The sequence below is a fragment of the Bradyrhizobium sp. STM 3557 genome, assembly GCF_045571465.1.
Taxonomy (GTDB): Bacteria; Pseudomonadota; Alphaproteobacteria; order Rhizobiales; family Xanthobacteraceae; genus Bradyrhizobium.
Map to the genome: position 1 here is coordinate 3970364 of NZ_CP120697.1, position 16684 is coordinate 3987047.

A 16684-nucleotide genomic window follows, 5' to 3' on the forward strand; every position below is an offset into this window, starting at 1 on the left:
TCAGGCCGGCTTGGGCTCGGCTGCCGGCTTTGGCTCCGCTGGTTTTGTCTCCGCAGGCTTGGCCGCAGCCGGCTTTGCTGCAGGCTTGTCCTGCCGCTTCGACCAGGAGATGTAATAGGCGACCGTCGTCATGATGGCGATGCCGGCCACGCTCACCAGGATCTGCGCGAGCAACGAGCCGGAGCTCATCATCAGGGTGAAATGCGCGACGAACGACAGGAACACGCCGACGCAGAACACGGCGAGCGACTGCTGGCCGCAGACGACCAGCGGGTCGAACGCCCGCCATTCCAGACCGGGCCAGGTCTTCGGCACGAAGCGGATCACCAGGACCACGATCACCGCAAAGTGCAGGAAGCGATATGGCGCCAGGTTGGTCTTGTCGTTCGGATTGAAAGCTGAATAGAACCAATGCGGAAACATCGCGCCAAAATCCGGGAAGCGACCGGCCATGGTCATGATCAGCGCGAAGGCGAGATAGGCCAGACAGAAATACAGCGTGACCGGCGCCATGATGATGGCCATCGACTTGCGGGCGCCGCCGAGCGCGCACCAGGAGCCGAACACGAACAGCACCTGCCAGGCATAAGGGTTGAAGTACCAGGTGCCAGCCGGGTACGCGGCGAAATTCCAGCCGAAATGGCGCGCCACGAGCCACAGCACGATGGAGCCGGCCATCGTGAGGTCGGGCTGACGCAGCATCAGCCACAGGACCGGCGGGAAGAAGCCCATCAGCACGATGTAGAGCGGCAGCACGTCGAGATTGACCGGCTTGAACTTCAGGATCAGCCCCTGGCCAAGCGTCTCGGTGGCGTGGTCGACCAGGCCCGCGACGTTGAACTCGTCGATGATCTCGGAATCGCCGAACCGGGTTGCCAGGTAGCTGATGGCGGCGATGTAGATCACGAACAGCACGATATGGGCGACGTAGAGCTGCCAGACCCGCTTGAACAGCCTTGTGGCGCCGACGATGAAGCCGCGCTCGATCATCATCCGCGCATAGACGAAGGAGGCCGTGTAGCCGGAGATGAACACGAACAGATCGGCGGCATCGGAGAACCCGTAATTCCGCGTCGTGATCCAGTTCACCACATTGTCCGGGATGTGGTCGAGGAAGATTGCCCAGTTCGCGATCCCGCGGAACAGGTCGAGCCGAAGATCGCGGCCTTTCTCGGGGAGGGTGGCATTGATTTTCATGGGCGGCTTCGACGTACAGTTGGAGTTGAAGATCGTCCAGAGGCGAGCGGCCGCCGTGCCAGTCATCCGAGATTGTCAGGGCGCAGCGGAATGACTATACGGGGCAGGAAATAGGTAGCATCCAGGGTGGGAATCACCGATCAAATTCCCGAAAGGTGCCTCTAGCCCATCCCGGAGATTTCCGCCACGCGCTTTACCGTCGCTCTGTTTACCGTCGCTCTGAAAGGCCCTGTCCACCGATGACCGCACGCATTTTTAAGCCGGCCAAGAACGCGATGCAATCCGGCAAGGCCAAGACCCGGGAATGGCAGCTCGACTACGAGCCGGAGCAGCCGCGCGCGATCGAGCCGCTGATGGGGTGGACCTCGTCATCCGACATGAAGCAACAGGTCACGTTGCGCTTCCATACTCGCGAAGAGGCGGTCGCCTATTGCGAGCGCAAGGGTATTCCCTATCAGGTGATCGAGCCCAAGGAGCCGGTGAAGCGGCAGGTCGCCTATGCCGACAATTTCTCCTTCCGTCGCGGCGAGCCTTGGACACACTGAAACCGCACGCACCGACGAGCCGATGCTTGTCGGCGTTCCCTCGCGGGCACGGGCTGAACGTTCAGGGTTGCTCCGGGGCCTGAGGCAGTGCCACCATGCAGACCCGGCGCCGCACAAGCGGCGCTCCTGCTAGCGCTCAAGGCCATGCCACTCCATTCCAGCATCGATCCCGCTTCCTCCGATTTCGCGCGCAACGCCGAGGCCATGCGTGCGCTGGTCGCCGACCTCAAGGACAAACTCGGCCAAGTCGCCGGCGGCGGCGGGGAGACGGCGCGGCAGCGCCATCTGGCGCGCGGCAAGATGCTGGCGCGCCAGCGCGTCGATCTGCTGCTCGATCCCGGGACCGCCTTTCTCGAATTGTCGCCGCTCGCCGCCCATGGCCTTTATGGCGGTGACGTGCATTCGGCCAGCATCGTCACCGGCGTCGGGCGCGTTGCCGGGCGCGAATGCGTGATCGTCGCCAATGATGCCACCATCAAGGGCGGCACCTATTACCCGATGACCGTGAAGAAGCATCTGCGGGCGCAGGACATTGCCCGACAGAACAACTTGCCTTGCGTCTATATGGTGGATTCGGGCGGCGCCTTCCTGCCGTTGCAGGACGAGATCTTCCCCGACGAGCGGCATTTCGGCCGCATCTTCTACAACCAGGCGCAGATGTCGGCGCAAGGCATCCCGCAGATCGCAATCGTGATGGGCTCCTGCACCGCAGGGGGCGCCTATGTGCCGGCGATGTCGGACGAGAGCATCATCGTGCGCAATCAGGGCACGATCTTCCTCGGTGGGCCGCCTCTGGTGAAAGCCGCGACCGGCGAGGTGGTGAGCGCGGAGGAACTCGGCGGCGCCGACGTGCATTCGCGGCAGTCCGGCGTCACCGATCACTACGCGCAGAACGATGCCCACGCGATCGGGATTGCGCGGCGGATTGTCGCAACGTTGAAGCCGCCGGCATCGCGCAATGCGCTGAACATGCGCGAGCCGCGGGATCCGCTGTTTGCGACCGATGAGATCTATGGCGTGGTACCGGTCGACGGCCGCAAGCCGTTCGACGTCCGCGACATCATCGCGCGCGTGGTCGATGGCTCCGAGTTCGACGAGTTCAAGAAGCTCTACGGCCAGACGCTGGTGTGCGGCTTCGCGCATATCTGGGGCTATCCGGTCGGCGTCATCGCCAACAACGGCATCCTGTTCAGCGAGAGCGCGCTGAAGGGTGCGCATTTCATCGAGCTGTGCTGTCAGCGCGGCATCCCGTTGGTGTTCCTGCAGAACATCACCGGCTTCATGGTCGGTAAGAAATACGAGGCCGGCGGCATCGCGCGCGACGGCGCCAAGCTGGTGACCGCGGTCGCCACCGCCTCGGTGCCGAAGTTCACGGTCGTGATCGGCGGCTCCTACGGCGCCGGCAATTACGGCATGTGCGGCCGCGCCTATTCGCCGCGCTTCCTGTGGATGTGGCCGAACGCGCGCATCTCGGTGATGGGCGGCGAGCAGGCGGCCATGGTGCTGAGCCAGGTCCGCCGCGACAATATCGAGGCCAAGGGCGAGAGCTGGCCGGCGGAGGAGGAAGAGCAGTTCCGCGCGCCCATTCGCGCGCAATATGAGAGCCAGGGCAATCCCTATTATGCCACGGCCCGGTTGTGGGATGACGGCGTGATCGATCCCGCCGATACGCGCCTGGTGCTGGGGCTCGGCCTTTCCGCCGCGGCCAACGCGCCGATCGAGCCGACCAGGTTCGGCCTGTTCAGGATGTGACATTTCAGGACGTGACGATGGCTGCTCCCGGATTGTATCGCCGCTTCCACAAGCTCCTGATCGCCAACCGCGGCGAGATCGCGGTGCGCGTCATCAGGACCGCGCGTACGATGGGTCTGAAGACCGTCGCCGTCTATTCGGAAGCCGACCGCGGTGCGATGCATGTTGCGCTGGCCGATGAAGCCGTGCTGCTGGGACCGGCGCGAGCTCGCGACAGCTATCTCAACATCGAACGGTTGATCGAGGCCGCACGGCGGACCGGCGCCGAGGCCGTGCATCCCGGATATGGCTTCCTATCGGAGAATGCCGAATTCGCGCAGGCCTGCACCGAAGCCGGCCTCGTCTTCGTCGGGCCCACGCCGGCGATGATGACGGCGATGGGCTCGAAGTCCGGCTCCAAGGCGCTGATGGAAAAGGCCGGCGTGCCGCAGGTCGCGGGCTATCATGGCGAGGCGCAGGACGAGGCGACGCTCGCAAGGGAAGCGAACCGCATCGGCTTCCCGGTGCTGGTGAAGGCCTCGGCCGGTGGGGGCGGCCGCGGCATGCGCGTCGTGAACGCAGCGCCCGAGCTTGCGGACGCGCTCACCAGCGCCAAGCGCGAGGCCAAGGCGGCGTTCGGCGACGATCGCATGCTGATCGAGAAATACGTCCAGAACCCGCGGCATATCGAGGTCCAGATCATCGGCGACAGCCACGGCAATCTGGTCTCGCTGTTCGAGCGCGAATGCACGTTGCAGCGCCGCCACCAGAAGGTGGTCGAGGAGGCGCCGTCGCCGACGCTGAACCCCGAGCAGCGCGAGACGGTGTGCGCGGCAGCTCGTCGGGCGGCCGGCACGGTGAACTATGTTGGTGCCGGCACCATCGAATTCGTCTCCGACGGCAAGGACGTGTTCTTCATCGAGATGAACACGCGCCTGCAGGTCGAGCATCCTGTCACCGAGCTGATCACCGGCGTGGATCTGGTCGAATGGCAGCTGCGCGTCGCCTTCGGCGAAAGGCTGCCGCTGACGCAGGACCAGATCAAGTTGCATGGTCACGCGATCGAGGCGCGGGTCTACGCCGAGAATCCGGCGAAGAACTTCATGCCCTCGGTCGGCCGCATCACGACATGGCGGCTTCCGGAGGAGAGCGGCGGCCTGCGCATCGATGCCGGCTATCGCGAGGGCGATGCGGTCTCGCCTTACTACGACGCCATGCTGGCCAAGATGATCGCCTGGGCGCCGACCCGGGAGGCCGCGATTGCGCGGCTCGATCGCGGCCTGGAGGAGACCGATATTCGCGGCGTCATCACCAACATTCCATTCCTGTCGGCGCTGGTGACGCACAGAAGCGTTGGCACCAACGCCATCGATACTGGCTTCATCGAGCGCGAGCTGCCAGCGCTGACTGCAGCAGCGCCGGCCGCGGGCGAGCTCGAGCTCTGCGCCGCTGTGGCGGCGATCCTGTCGGGCGAGCAGGCGAAGGCCGCAAGTGATCCGCCTTCGCCCTGGCGCAGCTCCGGCTGGATGCCGGTCGGCCGCCGGCAGCGCGTGTTCGTGTTCCGCGATCGCGCCGGAGGCGAGCCGCAGACGGTCATGCTGTCCTACGGCAACGGGTCATCGACACTGACGATTGCGGACCGCACGTGGTCCTTCACCCATGCTTCATCCGCCGACGGCGGGCTTGACCTTGTCCTCGACGGACTGAAAACCCATGTCGTGGCGGTGGTCGATGGTCATGAACTCTATCTGCGCACCCGCAACGGGCGTTTCGATCTGCATTGGGTCGATCCGTTTGGTGGCGAGGACGAAGAGCAGAGCGGCGAGGACAAGATCATCGCGCCTTTGCCCGGCACCGTGGTGGCGCTGCTGGCGGAAGAAGGAGCCGCGCTGGAGAAGGGCGCCGCCATCCTGACGCTCGAAGTCATGAAGATGGAGCAGACCCTGCGGGCGCCGTTCGCCGGCGTGTTGAAAGTGATCAAGTGCAAGGTCGGCGACATCGTGCAGGAAGGCGCCGAGCTCGCGGAAGTCGAACCCTCAGCCTAGAGCCTTTCCAGTCCGATCGAATCGGAACGGAGGCTCCAGTGTCTATTTTGACGCGTTTTTTTTGACGCGAACCGGTACCTACTTCGCTTGAAAACGCTCTAGTTGTGGAGCCTCAAGAGGTTGTCCTCGGTTAGACCGAGTCTGCTGATAGGCGTTTGAGACTTTATACCACCGTGAGGCCGATGCCAGTTGTACTGGTGCAGCCAGATCGGCAGCTCTTCGGCGCGCCGATCTGATGTGGGATAGGCCTTGGCGTAAGCCCATTCCCGGAGCGCGGTCTGGATAAAGCGCTCGGCCTTACCGTTTGTCTTGGGCGTGTAGGGTTTGGTGCGGACGTGCCTGATGCGCAGGTCCTTGCAGGCATCGCGGAAGGCAAATGCCTTGTAGCAACTCCCGTTGTCGGTCATGACGCGCGTGACGGTGACGCCGAGGCTCTTGTAATAGGCGACCGCCGCCTTGAGGAAGCGAACGGCGCTGTTAGCCGTCTCGTCCAGCTTGATCTCGGAGAAGGCGACGCGGGAATGATCGTCGATGCAGACATGGACGAACTCCCAGCCGACGCCGCGGCTGTTGCTCTGGCCGGTGCGATCGCCGGTGATGTGGTGGCCGACATGCTCGAAACGCCCGAGCTTTTTGATGTCGATGTGAAGCATCTCGCCTGGGTTCTCGCGCTCATAGCGGCGTTCCGGCTCGGCCGGCTCCAGATCGCGGATCCGGTTCAATCCCAATTGGCGAAGAATGCGGCTCACAGTAGCCGGTGACACCCCAACCTCAGCGGCGATTTGCTTACTGGTGTGGCGCTGCCGGCGCAACGTCTCGACGACCGTGCACGTGGCAGGCGGGGTTTGGCTTGGCGATGAATGAGGTCTGGAGGAGCGATCCTGCAACCCAGCCGCACCTTCTGCGCGGAACCGCTTGACCCATTTGGCGACCGTTTTGGGCGTCGTATTGAACTGGTAGGCTGCGTCGGCTTGGCTTAGTCCGCCTTCCACGACGCTGCGAACCATCGCCTCTCGACCTTTAGGCGTCAAAGGCGCATTCTTATGGATGTTCATCTGGTCTCTCCTTGGAACACTGAAGCTTCGCAACCTCAGCTTCCTCGGTTCAGGCCAGATGGACAACCTCCTGAAAGACCACATCTAGTCGACGAGGTGAGCCATGAGCGACAGCGTCCGCATCATCGAGATGGGTCCGCGTGACGGGCTGCAGAACGAGAAAACGCTGGTCAAGCCGGCCGACCGCATCGCCTTCGTGCGCGCGCTGGTCGCCGCCGGACTGAGAACGGTTGAGGTCGGTGCCTTCGTCTCGCCAAAGGCGATTCCGCAGATGGTCGGCTCGGACGAGGTGATGCGGGGCGTCGCGCAGTTGCCGGCCGAATTCCACGTGTTGGTGCCGAACGTGAAGGGCTATGAGGCGGCGCGGGCAGCCGGCGCCAAGGTAGTCTCGGTGTTCGCCGCGGCCTCGGAAGGCTTCTCGCGCGCCAACATCAACTGCTCGATCGCCGAATCGCTGGAGCGGTTCAAGCCGGTGGTGGCGCATGCGCGCTCCGACGGCATCAAGGTGCGCGGCTATGTCTCCTGCGTGCTCGGTTGTCCCTATGATGGCGAGGTCAAGCCGCAGGCTGTGGTCGATGTCGCCAAGTCGCTGTGGGATCTCGGCTGCTACGAGATCTCGCTCGGCGATACCATCGGTGTCGGCACGCCCCTCAAGGCGCGCGAGATGCTGCGTGCCGTTGCCGGCGACGTGCCGGTGGCGCGTCTGGCGATGCATTTCCACGACACTTACGGCCAAGCGCTCGCCAATCTCTATGCGGGAATGGAGGAGGGCGTCCGCGTGATCGACGCGGCCGCCGGTGGCCTCGGCGGCTGTCCGTTCGCGCCGGGCGCGACGGGCAATGTCGCCACCGAGGATGTCGTCTACATGCTCGAAGGCATGGGGATTGCGACCGGCATCGAAATGGAGAAGCTGCTCGCCGCAACCAACGAGATCAGCCGCCTGATTGGCCGGCCGCCGGTCAGCCGCGTGGTCAATGCGTTGAATGCGAAAAAGAAAAGGGCGAATAGGGAGTAGCAAGTGGCGAGTAGCAAATAGGGCTGCTCGCAAGCGACGTCATTGCGAGGAGCCGAAGCAATCCAGAATCTTCGTCGGCTCTGGATTGCTGCCGCCGTCGCCCGCGGGCTATGGCGGACACGTCGTTTCGCTCGCAATGACGGCGACTGATAGGTCGCGAGATAGGAAACAGACGCTATCGCTGCTCCCTATTGGCCACTCGCTATTCACCATTCGCTTCTTCTCAGCGGCTGGTGTCGACACCCATCACCAGATCCGGCAGCAAGGTCGAGATCTGCGGCACCAAGCAGAGCAGCAGCACAGCGGCCATCATCAAGAGCACGAACGGCAGCGTGCCCCAGATCACCTCGCTTAAGGGAATGTCGGGCGCGACGTTCCTGATGACGAAGATGTTCAGCCCCACCGGTGGATGGATCAGCCCCATCTCCATCACGATCGTCATCACCACGCCGAACCAGATGATGTCGAAATTCGCCGCGCGCAGCGGCGGCAGGATGATTGGCGCGGTCATCAGGATGATCGATACCGGCGGCAGGAAGAAGCCGAGCACGATCACCATCGCCAAGATCGCGAACAAAAGTCCCCAGCGCGGCAGATGCATCGCCACGATCGATTCCGCCGCCGACTGCGAGATGTGCAGATAGCTCATCACGTAGGAATAGAGCAGCGACATGCCGATGATCAGCATCAGCATGGTGGATTCCCGCAAGGTCGCCTTCATGATCGGCGCGAGATCGGCGGGCCGCCACACCTGGTAGATGAGCGCGATCAGGACCAGCGCCAGGATGCCGCCGAGACCGGCTGTCTCCGAGGGCGTGGCAAAGCCGCCATAGAGCGCGACCATGACGCCGGTGAGCAGCAGCACGAACGGAATGACCCGCGGCAGCACGGAGAAGCGCTGCGCCAGGGTGAAGTCATCTTCGGTCAGGATGGGAGAGAAGGAGCCGCCCTTGTCATAGGCGATCTTCGCCGTCCTGTATTCTTGCCGGAAGCGGATCACTGCATAGCCGCCGAACAGCGTCACCAGCAGCAGTCCCGGTCCGATGCCGGCCAGGAACAGCCGTCCCAGCGATTTCTCGGCTGCGACTGCAAACAGGATCATCGTGATCGAGGGCGGCAGCAGGATGCCGAGCGTGCCGCCGGCCGCAATGATGCCGGCCGCGAAGCCGCCGGAATAGCCGCGCTTGCGCATCTCCGGAATGCCGGCCGAACCGATCGCCGAGCAGGTGGCCGGCGAGGAGCCCGCCATCGCCGCAAACAGCGCGCAGGCGAACACGTTGGCGACGCCAAGACCGCCGGGAATCCGATGCAACCAGGCGTGCAAAGCGGAGTAAAGGTCCTGACCGGCGCGCGAGCGGCCGATCGCGGCGCCCTTGAGGATGAAAAGCGGAATCGATAGCAGCGTGATCGACGCCATCTCCTCATAGACGTTCTGCGTTACCGTATCGAGCGAGGCGGCGGGCATATAGATCGCCATGAAAACCGCGGCGACGGCACCGAGCGCGAACGCGATCGGCATGCCTGCAAACATCGCAAACAGCGTTGCGATGCCGTAAGACAGGCCAATTCCAAACACGCTCATCGACGGTCTCCAGTCAGCGACATTACGATCTGCAGCAGCAATTGCACGCAGAGCAGCGTCATGCCGGCAGCCATCAGGCAATACGGGATCGCCAGAGGCGGCGACCACATCGAATTGGAGACCTGGCCGTCTTCCCAGGCTTCATAGGTCAGCGTCCAGGATTTCCAGGTGAAAAACGCGCAGAACAGGAAGGTCGCGACATCGACCAGCCACAGCCTGATCCGGTTCGCTGTGGGCGACAGCAGGCCGACAAAGGCCTCGATGCTGACGTGGCCACGATGCTCCTGGACATAGGCCGCGGTCATGAAGGTCGCGCCGACCAGCAGGAAGACGGCGGCCTCGTCCTGCCAGTAATTGGCCGCCTGGAACAAGGCGCGGCCAATCACGCTGTAGCTCAGAATCACACAGGCCGCGACCAGCGCCAGCGCGGCAAAGACGACGATGATACGATTGAGCAATGAAAGGCCACGCGCGATGCCCGCCAGCGGACCTGTGCCGGCGGGGATCTGCGTCGTGGTCTCGCCAGGAAGCGGACCGTGCATCATGCTGCGACGTCGGTGGCGAGCTTGAGCAGGTTCGCCGCGGTCTTGGTCTTGGCGCCGTAGTCCTTCCAAGCGGTGTCGCGCGCGATGTCGCGCCACTTGTTGACGGTGGCGAGATCGAGCTCGCTCACGCTCGCGCCGGCTTTCTTGTAGACGTTCGCGACTTCGATATCGTCCTCCTGCGCGCCCTTGCGACCGAAGGCTTCGAGCTCGGCGCCGACGGTAAGGATGATGTCCTGCTGGTTCTTCGGCAGGGCATCGAAGATCGACTTCGACATCATCAAGGGCTCCAGCATGAACCAGTAGGACGCCTTGGCGCCGGAGGTCAGGAACTTGGACACCTCTTCGAGCCGGAACGAGATCAGGCTGGTGGAGGAGGTGATGCCGGCATCACAGGCGCCGGTCTGCATCGCGGTGTAGATTTCGTTCGACGGCACCGAGAGCACGGAGGCGCCGGCGGTCTGCAGCACCATGTCCATCTCGCGCGATCCGCCGCGGACCTTCAGGCCCTTGGCGTCCTCCGGCGCGACCAGCGCGCGCGAGCGGCTGGCGACGCCACCGGCCTGCCAGACCCAGGTGAGCAGGATGATGCCCTTATCGGCAAGAAAGTCCGACAGCGCCTTGCCAACTGGCGAGGTCTTCCAGCGTGCACCCTGGTCGTAGGTGGTCACCAGGCCCGGCATCAGCGCGATATTGGTTTCCGGCACTTCGCCGCCGGCGTAGGGCATCGGGTAGAGGCTGATGTCCAGCGCGCCTTTGCGCATTGCCGAGAATTGCGCGTTGGTCTTGATCAGCGAGGAGTTGGGATAGATCTCGGCGGAGATCTCGCCACCCGAGCGCTTCTTCACCTCTTCAGCGAACATGCGGCAAAGCCGATCGCGGAAATCGCCCTTGTCGATGGTGCCACCCGGAAACTGGTGCGAGATCTTCAAGGTCGTAGCGGCTTGCGCGGTCCCGATTCCCAGGCGGAGAATTGCGGGCGCGGCGAGCGCGGAGGCGATGACGTGACGACGTGAGAGCATGAGTTTTCCCCTGGACAACTTGTGATTGGTTTTGCCGGCCAGCGCCGGCGGTTGGCGCGCATCTTAGCCGGTTTCGGTCGGAATACCTCTAGTCGATGAGCGCGGATCGTTCGAGGTCCAACACGCGGGAAGCGACAATTTGTTGCGGCGCACCCGCCCAATCAAACGGCGTACGCAATTCACTAACATGCCGATCACGGGCGAAATTGTGTCGAAGCCAGGGAATTCGAAAGCATCAAGCTGCAAAAGTCGGCTGCTCCAAGCGCATTCGTTGATCTGCACGCTTCACTACATGCCAAGGGTTGTCGCGACACCCGGGGGTGACTGGATTTGAGACGATCGTCGCCGGGCCCAGGCTGAATGGTTGCGCGGACCCGCGAACTGTCAGGGACAGAAAAAATTCAGGCGGCGCGTAACGGATGCACCTGCGGAGGCGAGGAGCATGGGAGCGGCATCTCCGCCGCGGCCAACCGTGTCTTTCGAAGGGAGATTCATCATGACCACTCGCACCAGCCTCATCCTCAGCCTCTCCGCCGCGGCTTTCGCGCTCAACCTCGCCCTGGCTCCCGTCGCCTTTGCGGAGGACAAGATGGGCAAGGACGACGCCATGAAGAAGGAGACGATGTCCCACGACAGCATGAAGAAGGACACGATGGGGAAGGACAGCATGAAGAAGGATGATGCCATGTCCAAGGATGGCATGATGAAGAAGGACGACGGCATGAAGAAGAACTGAGACCGCGCGCCAGACGCGGGCCCGATTTTGGTCAGGCCCGCACGCGATCGCACCGCCGGTCCGCGGCAGGTCGATGCCACATAGGCAGCGGCTTTACCGCAGAGAATGGAGAGTGCAATCCGAAGAGGGAGCGGGGGACGGCTTTGATTGCCGCAACCCGGCTGTGCTCTTGCGCGCTACTTCCTCTTGCCGCGTTGCTTGCGCGCCGCATAGCGCGCGTCGCGCTTTGCTTTCTGCTCGGCCTCGAGCGCGGCCTGCCGCGCGGCAGCTTCTTCCGCCTCGCGCGCAAGCCGTGCGGCTTCCGCCGCTGCAGCCTCTTCCTGCCGGCGCTTTTCTTCGGCCTTGGCAGCCTCGCGCTGCAGACGGGCCTGTTCGCGGCGCGCAGCAATGGCCTCGCGCTCCTCACGCCTCTTCACGACTTCGGGATCATCCGGTCCCGGCTGAGCCCGGAATTTTTCCAGAAGGCTCTGCCGCGCCTGTTGTGCCGCCTTCTGCCGATCGGCAAATCCGGGTTGCTTGAATCCTCTCATCGAACGTCGTCTTCGTCTGATCCAATGTTGGTTCGGGGCTGATTTTCCCGTCAAATAGCCGCTTCGCCATGAGGCTATCAAGCAGGGTCGGCGCGACGAGAAGGCGTGTCTACATTGTCTTCCGGGCTTATGACAATTGTTTATCGCGCGTTCACGCACATGGGTGGTGTGAGATGCTTGCAAGCCGTTCGCAAATCTTTATTTAAGCCACCCGTCACGTGATGGTGGTCGGCCGGTTGTGATCCGACTCACAGGAATAAGCGCGGCGCGGCTTTATTCTGCATCATGCGCTTTTTCAAAGGAGAACCGGCATGACCTCTTCACCGTCGCAGCGCAGACGCCTTGCGCTCGCCGTTGCAGCGGCAGCGCTGGCTGCCGGAGCCTGCATCATGACCGCCGTATTTGCGCGTCCCGTGACCGTTGCGAGCGGCGTCCTGGGCGCGGAGTGGCAATGCCAGCGCATTGTCTGGGTGACCAGCTGTACCCGGGTGCAGCCGGAGATCCCGGCGGTCGGGGTTCGGCAGAAGGAGCCAGTCGCCCGACGACCGGTTTGACGGGGAGCGGGCGCGATGGCCGATCCCGCATCCGGTCAGTCCGAGCCGACTGGGTCCGAGTCGGGTCGGTCCACGCCTGTCCAACCCAACGTCAATCCCAGCCGGCGAGGCGCGATCGCTGGGCTGTTGATCGCCGCAGCCATGCTCGGCTTCGGCTTGTGGCTCGCGCATAGTCTGACCTCGGCAAGCCGGCTGCAGGATTGTCTGATGTCAGGCCGGACCAATTGCAACACGATTGAGCCGGCGCGTTGACGGCGCGCCGGCCCGCTACCACAGACCGCGTCGACCGCAAAATTGTCGCGATCTTACCGATTTGTAACCGGCTCGGGCCGTCTGTCGTGTTGCTCCGATGTCCGATCGCCATGACAATGGCTTCCGTTTTCAGGTGCTTCGGCACGGCGTTTCATGTGGGGGGGCAGAATGACTGCATTCAGCCGAGCGAAATTCGTGGTGCCGATGGTGTCCTTGCTGGCGGCAGTATCGCTGTCCGCACAGGCTCAGGAGCATGCCAGCCCGGGCGGAACACCCCCCTCTGGCCCGCGTGGCGCGGCGCCAGCCACCCGGCCCGGACCTCCTCCGGGCGGTCGTCCCGGTGGACCGCTTGCGGTTCATCCGACCGCACCGGTTGTGGCCCATCCGGGCGGCGGGCCTGCCGGGGGCTTCCGTGCCGCGGCCCCGGGACATCCGGCTCCCATGGTAGGGCGGGGTCCCGATGCGCGCTTCACGCACGGGGCCATCGTTGCGCACAGTTTCGGCGGTCATCCTTATCGTGGCCGGATCGGCTGGGAGCGAGGGCGATGGCGACATGAGGTGCACGGCGGCCGAGACGGGTGGTGGTGGGATGTTGGCGGCGTTTGGTACTATTATCCGGAGCCGATGGATGGCCCGCCGACCTATGTCTCCGAAGATTATGCCGATGATGTGGTCTATGCACCTGAGGCCGCCTATGACCCCGATCCGCCTCCGCCGGTGGCCTACGAGCCGGCGCCGCCTCCGCCGGATCCCGGCGCCAGCGCGGTCGGGGGTGCCATCGTCGGCGGCGTGCTTGGTGGCCTGCTGACCGGGCGTGCGAGCGGCGCGGCAGCCGGTGCCGTGATCGGCGGTGCAACCGGCGCGATCGCAGGAGCCACGGCGGCGTCGCGCCCCGGTTATTACCTCGCGCAGGGCAACTGCTACTACCGCTATCCCTCGGGCCAGTACGTCGCGGTCGATCCACGCGCCTGCTACTGACCTGATCCGGTCGCGTAGCTTTCGAACCGGGGTGCATGCACCCCGGTTTTTGGTTCCCTAGCTACGAAACTGGATAGGGACGAGCCCCCCGAGCGACGCCGAGGTCATGCAGATCCGGTGCCGGACCGGCGGTCGCTAACTGCTGGTGCCGGTCGACGTTGCGTTGGCCGGCCGAGGTCCGCCGGAGCCTACCTCTCTGCTCCGATCATGACGATCGGTCCCTGGCCGCAATCTTGGATGGGGCCGATTTCGACCCATGAGAGCCGTTCGCGGGCGGCATCTCCTCGGGTGATGGATCAGAAAACAGGATCTCCGAACGTGTTGTCGCGGCGAGCTCTTCCGGAGTCGCTTCGCAGGGTTTGATCTCGAAGTTGTTATCGAGAATTTTTTCGCCATGCGTTCCAGCGACCACCAGGTCGGCTCGCTCGGCCGCCTCCCACACCTCTCGCTCGGTGCGAAAAGGGCGGGTCAGTTGCTCGTCTTTTTCAAACAAAGCGTAGGGCACGATGAACTCCAGCTTCGTCATCCCTCTTGGAGCCGTCTGCATGCCTGAATCAGGCATCGTCGGAACGGCACCACCCCGCGTGTTCCTCAACGACGGGCATCGACGCGGGGTTCCAGGAGCACCAGAGCGGTACGGTCAAATCTGCAAATGGCGACCAGCGGCAACGCCCTGGAACGAAGCCGGCGCTGCTCGATTGATCGCCACCACGGTCAGCGAGGAGCACGCGAATGGATCTGCAAGGAAAGAAGATCGCGATTTTGGCCACCAATGGGTTCGAGCAGTCCGAGCTGGAAGTGCCGCGCCAACGGCTGAAGGACGCCGGTGCCACGGTCGAGATCGTTTCGCTCGCCTCCGGCGAGATCAAGGGCTGGGACAAGAAGGATTGGGGACGTCCGGTCAAAGTCGACAAGACGCTCGATAAGGCTTCCGCCGCCGACTACGATGCCGTCGTGTTGCCGGGCGGACAGATCAATCCGGATTTGTTGCGCGTAGAGCCGAAGGCGTTGAAATTCATCAAGGACATCTTCGAGGCGAAGAAGGTGGTGGCGGCGGTTTGCCACGCACCCTGGCTCCTGATCGAGACCGGCATCGCCAGGGGACGCAAGATGACCTCCTACAAATCGATCAAGACCGATGTCACCAATGCCGGCGCGAAGTGGGAGGACGCCGAGGTCGTGGTCGATCAGGGCGTCATCACCTCGCGCAATCCCGGAGATCTCGAGGCCTTCAGCGCCAAGATCATCGAAGAAGTGAAGGAAGGCCGGCATACCCAGCGCAGCGCGGCCTGAGCGATATCGAGGGTGCCGCCAGCGTCAGAGGTCCTATCTTCGTTGAATCGTCGACGCCAGTTGCGGCCGCGTGGACCTCCGCCGCGCCGAGCGAAAGGAACCGACTATCCGCACACGCGCTGCAGCTGCGCGTCGTCGGCCTCGGCGCGGTAGGTGTCCTTGCCGACCTCGGGCGCGGCAGCATCGCGCCGTAATGGCACCAGCAAGCGGCAGATCAAGCCTTCCGGTCGCCAGTCGAACAGGGCTTGGCCGCCAAGCTGGTTCTCCACGCTCGCCATCAGGCTGCGGGTGCCGAAGCCGCGCGTGGTCGGCTCGCACACCTGCGGCCCTCCGGTCTCGACCCAGATCAGATCGAGCCGGTCGTTCTCGATGGTCCAGGTGACTGCGAGCTGGCCGGGCAGCACGGATAACGCGCCATACTTGGCGGAGTTGGTGACGAGCTCGTGCAAAGCCAGCGCCAGGCTCTGCGCAGTGGCGGGCTGCAACTGCACCTCCGCGCCTTCAAAGCGAACCTGCCCGGCGGTGGCGTAGGGCGCGAGCTCCTCAGCCACGAGCTTGCCGACTTCCGCACCCTGCCAGCTCGACAGCGAAAGGATGGTGTGAACCCGCGCCAGCGCATTGATGCGGCCTTCGACGGCGTCGACGTAGGATTGCATGCTGTCCGCCCGCGTCAAACGGACGATCGACTGTGCCAAGGTGAGTGCATTTTTGGCGCGGTGGTCGACCTCGCGTGTCAGCAGGTTCTGGCGTTCCTCCGCACGCTTGCGTTCCGTGATATCGACGGTGACGCCGCTGACGCGGATGACGCGGCCGCCTCTGTCGACAGTTGCGGCCGCCGTGCTGACGCACCAGCGTTGCTCGCCGTCCGGCCGATTGATGCGGAATTCGGCCTCATAGGAACGAGCGCCTCTGCCGAACTCCGCGATCACGTCCTTGACGCGATCGACATCGTCCGGATGCAGCAGCGCAGCGATATTGGCGGAGGTCAGCTCGAAACTTGCGGGATCGACGCCAAAAATGCGGTACTGGCCTTCGTCCCACATCCAGTCCCCGTTCAGCCCATCCCAATCCCAGGATCCCATCCTGCCGGCGGCAATCGCCATGCTGCGGCGCTGCTCGCTCTCGACGAGCTGCTGGGTTGAACGCTCCAGCTCGGCAGTACGCGCGCGGACGCGATCCTCGAGCTCGCTGTTGAGGCGTTCCAATTGTCGGGTCTTGCGATAGAGCTCGGCAAACACCCGGATCTTGGCGCGCAGCACCTCCGGGACGACCGGCACCGGAACGTAATCGACCGCGCCCATCTCGTAGCCGCGCAGGCGGTCGAGATCGCTGACCTGAATTGCCGAGATGAAGATGATCGCCGTTTTCTGAAATCGGGGATGCTCGCGGATCATGGCCGCCAGTTCGAAGCCGTCGAGCTCCGGCATGCAGACGTCGACCAGGATCACGGCGATCTCGGTCTTCAGCAAAATTTCCAGCGCTTCGCGTCCGGAGGTCGCGACCACCAGATTCTCGCCGAGTTCCTTGAGGATGACCTCATAGGCCAAAAGCTTGGCCGGCTGATCGTCGACCAGGAGAATGTTTACTTTTTCATGTTCCATCATCGG

At 63.7% G+C, this 16684-nt stretch carries 17 protein-coding genes; 9 read left to right on the top strand and 8 right to left on the bottom strand.

What is annotated here, in order from left to right:
• Complete coding sequence (locus P6U24_RS18005) at positions 1 to 1197, bottom strand: OpgC domain-containing protein (RefSeq protein ID WP_407153877.1); 1197 nt, start codon at positions 1195 to 1197, stop codon at positions 1 to 3.
• Between the two features lie 239 nt (positions 1198 to 1436).
• Between P6U24_RS18005 and P6U24_RS18010 the strand changes: the two genes are divergently transcribed.
• From P6U24_RS18010 to P6U24_RS18020, 3 genes are all read left to right on the top strand, one after another.
• Positions 1437 to 1742, top strand: coding sequence for an ETC complex I subunit (locus P6U24_RS18010; RefSeq protein ID WP_407153878.1), 306 nt, complete (start codon positions 1437 to 1439; stop codon positions 1740 to 1742).
• A gap of 144 nt (positions 1743 to 1886) precedes the next feature.
• A complete protein-coding gene (locus P6U24_RS18015) occupies positions 1887 to 3494 on the top strand; it encodes a carboxyl transferase domain-containing protein (RefSeq protein ID WP_407153879.1) in 1608 nt (535 codons plus the stop codon).
• Between the two features lie 17 nt (positions 3495 to 3511).
• A complete protein-coding gene (locus P6U24_RS18020) occupies positions 3512 to 5518 on the top strand; it encodes an acetyl/propionyl/methylcrotonyl-CoA carboxylase subunit alpha (protein ID WP_407153880.1) in 2007 nt (668 codons plus the stop codon).
• 98 nt (positions 5519 to 5616) lie between these two features.
• Here P6U24_RS18020 and P6U24_RS18025 read toward each other — a convergent pair whose 3' ends face one another.
• The gene (locus P6U24_RS18025; protein ID WP_407153881.1) at positions 5617 to 6573 is read right to left on the bottom strand and encodes an IS481 family transposase; all 957 of its coding nucleotides are present in this window, start codon (positions 6571 to 6573) and stop codon (positions 5617 to 5619) included.
• Between the two features lie 103 nt (positions 6574 to 6676).
• Between P6U24_RS18025 and P6U24_RS18030 the strand changes: the two genes are divergently transcribed.
• Positions 6677 to 7588, top strand: a complete 912-nt coding sequence (locus P6U24_RS18030) for a hydroxymethylglutaryl-CoA lyase (RefSeq protein WP_407153882.1) — start codon at positions 6677 to 6679, stop codon at positions 7586 to 7588.
• Between the two features lie 223 nt (positions 7589 to 7811).
• Here P6U24_RS18030 and P6U24_RS18035 read toward each other — a convergent pair whose 3' ends face one another.
• The 3 genes from P6U24_RS18035 to dctP are packed head-to-tail and all read right to left on the bottom strand — an operon-like array spanning position 7812 to position 10734.
• Entirely contained in the window at positions 7812 to 9170 is a 1359-nt protein-coding gene (locus P6U24_RS18035; protein ID WP_407153883.1) for a TRAP transporter large permease, read from the bottom strand.
• Positions 9167 to 9715 carry a TRAP transporter small permease gene (locus P6U24_RS18040; RefSeq protein WP_407153884.1) on the bottom strand — a complete coding sequence of 183 codons (549 nt, stop codon included), beginning with the start codon at positions 9713 to 9715 and terminating at the stop codon, positions 9167 to 9169. The genes P6U24_RS18035 and P6U24_RS18040 overlap by 4 nt, the downstream gene beginning before the upstream one ends.
• Positions 9712 to 10734 (bottom strand): TRAP transporter substrate-binding protein DctP, encoded by a 1023-nt coding sequence (dctP, locus tag P6U24_RS18045; RefSeq protein WP_407153885.1) that lies wholly within the window; start codon positions 10732 to 10734, stop codon positions 9712 to 9714. The genes P6U24_RS18040 and dctP overlap by 4 nt, the downstream gene beginning before the upstream one ends.
• 496 nt (positions 10735 to 11230) lie before the next feature.
• Here dctP and P6U24_RS18050 point away from each other — a divergent pair, with 496 nt between their 5' ends.
• On the top strand, positions 11231 to 11470 hold the full coding sequence (locus P6U24_RS18050) for a pentapeptide MXKDX repeat protein (RefSeq protein ID WP_407153886.1): 240 nt from the start codon (positions 11231 to 11233) through the stop codon (positions 11468 to 11470).
• A gap of 176 nt (positions 11471 to 11646) precedes the next feature.
• On the opposite strand, the gene P6U24_RS18055 is transcribed toward P6U24_RS18050, so the two are convergent.
• Complete coding sequence (locus tag P6U24_RS18055) at positions 11647 to 12000, bottom strand: DUF6481 family protein (RefSeq protein ID WP_407153887.1); 354 nt, start codon at positions 11998 to 12000, stop codon at positions 11647 to 11649.
• Between the two features lie 311 nt (positions 12001 to 12311).
• Here P6U24_RS18055 and P6U24_RS18060 point away from each other — a divergent pair, with 311 nt between their 5' ends.
• The 3 genes from P6U24_RS18060 to P6U24_RS18070 all read left to right on the top strand — a co-directional run bounded on the left by P6U24_RS18060 (position 12312) and on the right by P6U24_RS18070 (position 13784).
• Entirely contained in the window at positions 12312 to 12554 is a 243-nt protein-coding gene (locus tag P6U24_RS18060) for a hypothetical protein (RefSeq protein WP_407153888.1), read from the top strand.
• A gap of 15 nt (positions 12555 to 12569) precedes the next feature.
• Positions 12570 to 12806 (top strand): hypothetical protein, encoded by a 237-nt coding sequence (locus tag P6U24_RS18065; RefSeq protein ID WP_407153889.1) that lies wholly within the window; start codon positions 12570 to 12572, stop codon positions 12804 to 12806.
• Between the two features lie 168 nt (positions 12807 to 12974).
• The gene (locus P6U24_RS18070) at positions 12975 to 13784 is read left to right on the top strand and encodes a hypothetical protein (protein ID WP_407153890.1); all 810 of its coding nucleotides are present in this window, start codon (positions 12975 to 12977) and stop codon (positions 13782 to 13784) included.
• 205 nt (positions 13785 to 13989) lie between these two features.
• Here the strand turns inward: P6U24_RS18070 and P6U24_RS18075 are convergent, their stop codons facing one another.
• The gene (locus P6U24_RS18075; protein WP_407153891.1) at positions 13990 to 14310 is read right to left on the bottom strand and encodes a hypothetical protein; all 321 of its coding nucleotides are present in this window, start codon (positions 14308 to 14310) and stop codon (positions 13990 to 13992) included.
• A 206-nt stretch (positions 14311 to 14516) separates the two neighbouring features.
• Between P6U24_RS18075 and P6U24_RS18080 the strand changes: the two genes are divergently transcribed.
• Entirely contained in the window at positions 14517 to 15077 is a 561-nt protein-coding gene (locus P6U24_RS18080) for a type 1 glutamine amidotransferase domain-containing protein (protein ID WP_407153892.1), read from the top strand.
• Positions 15078 to 15181: 104 nt separating this feature from the next.
• Here the strand turns inward: P6U24_RS18080 and P6U24_RS18085 are convergent, their stop codons facing one another.
• Positions 15182 to 16678 carry an HWE histidine kinase domain-containing protein gene (locus P6U24_RS18085; RefSeq protein ID WP_407160505.1) on the bottom strand — a complete coding sequence of 499 codons (1497 nt, stop codon included), beginning with the start codon at positions 16676 to 16678 and terminating at the stop codon, positions 15182 to 15184.
• Positions 16679 to 16684 lie beyond the last annotated feature (6 nt).

Excerpts from the sequence above, each read along its gene's own strand:
- P6U24_RS18080 (WP_407153892.1), top strand. The coding sequence starts at position 14,517 with ATGGATCTGCAAGGAAAGAAGATCGCGATTTTGGCCACCAATGGGTTC.
- P6U24_RS18005 (WP_407153877.1), bottom strand. The coding sequence starts at position 1,197 with ATGAAAATCAATGCCACCCTCCCCGAGAAAGGCCGCGATCTTCGGCTC.
- P6U24_RS18075 (WP_407153891.1), bottom strand. The coding sequence starts at position 14,310 with ATGACGAAGCTGGAGTTCATCGTGCCCTACGCTTTGTTTGAAAAAGAC.
- dctP (WP_407153885.1), bottom strand. The coding sequence starts at position 10,734 with ATGCTCTCACGTCGTCACGTCATCGCCTCCGCGCTCGCCGCGCCCGCA.
- P6U24_RS18065 (WP_407153889.1), top strand. The coding sequence starts at position 12,570 with ATGGCCGATCCCGCATCCGGTCAGTCCGAGCCGACTGGGTCCGAGTCG.
- P6U24_RS18025 (WP_407153881.1), bottom strand. The coding sequence starts at position 6,573 with ATGAACATCCATAAGAATGCGCCTTTGACGCCTAAAGGTCGAGAGGCG.
- P6U24_RS18035 (WP_407153883.1), bottom strand. The coding sequence starts at position 9,170 with ATGAGCGTGTTTGGAATTGGCCTGTCTTACGGCATCGCAACGCTGTTT.
- P6U24_RS18050 (WP_407153886.1), top strand. The coding sequence starts at position 11,231 with ATGACCACTCGCACCAGCCTCATCCTCAGCCTCTCCGCCGCGGCTTTC.
- P6U24_RS18010 (WP_407153878.1), top strand. The coding sequence starts at position 1,437 with ATGACCGCACGCATTTTTAAGCCGGCCAAGAACGCGATGCAATCCGGC.
- P6U24_RS18015 (WP_407153879.1), top strand. The coding sequence starts at position 1,887 with ATGCCACTCCATTCCAGCATCGATCCCGCTTCCTCCGATTTCGCGCGC.
- P6U24_RS18060 (WP_407153888.1), top strand. The coding sequence starts at position 12,312 with ATGACCTCTTCACCGTCGCAGCGCAGACGCCTTGCGCTCGCCGTTGCA.
- P6U24_RS18020 (WP_407153880.1), top strand. The coding sequence starts at position 3,512 with ATGGCTGCTCCCGGATTGTATCGCCGCTTCCACAAGCTCCTGATCGCC.
- P6U24_RS18070 (WP_407153890.1), top strand. The coding sequence starts at position 12,975 with ATGACTGCATTCAGCCGAGCGAAATTCGTGGTGCCGATGGTGTCCTTG.
- P6U24_RS18040 (WP_407153884.1), bottom strand. The coding sequence starts at position 9,715 with ATGATGCACGGTCCGCTTCCTGGCGAGACCACGACGCAGATCCCCGCC.
- P6U24_RS18055 (WP_407153887.1), bottom strand. The coding sequence starts at position 12,000 with ATGAGAGGATTCAAGCAACCCGGATTTGCCGATCGGCAGAAGGCGGCA.
- P6U24_RS18030 (WP_407153882.1), top strand. The coding sequence starts at position 6,677 with ATGAGCGACAGCGTCCGCATCATCGAGATGGGTCCGCGTGACGGGCTG.
- P6U24_RS18085 (WP_407160505.1), bottom strand. The coding sequence starts at position 16,678 with ATGGAACATGAAAAAGTAAACATTCTCCTGGTCGACGATCAGCCGGCC.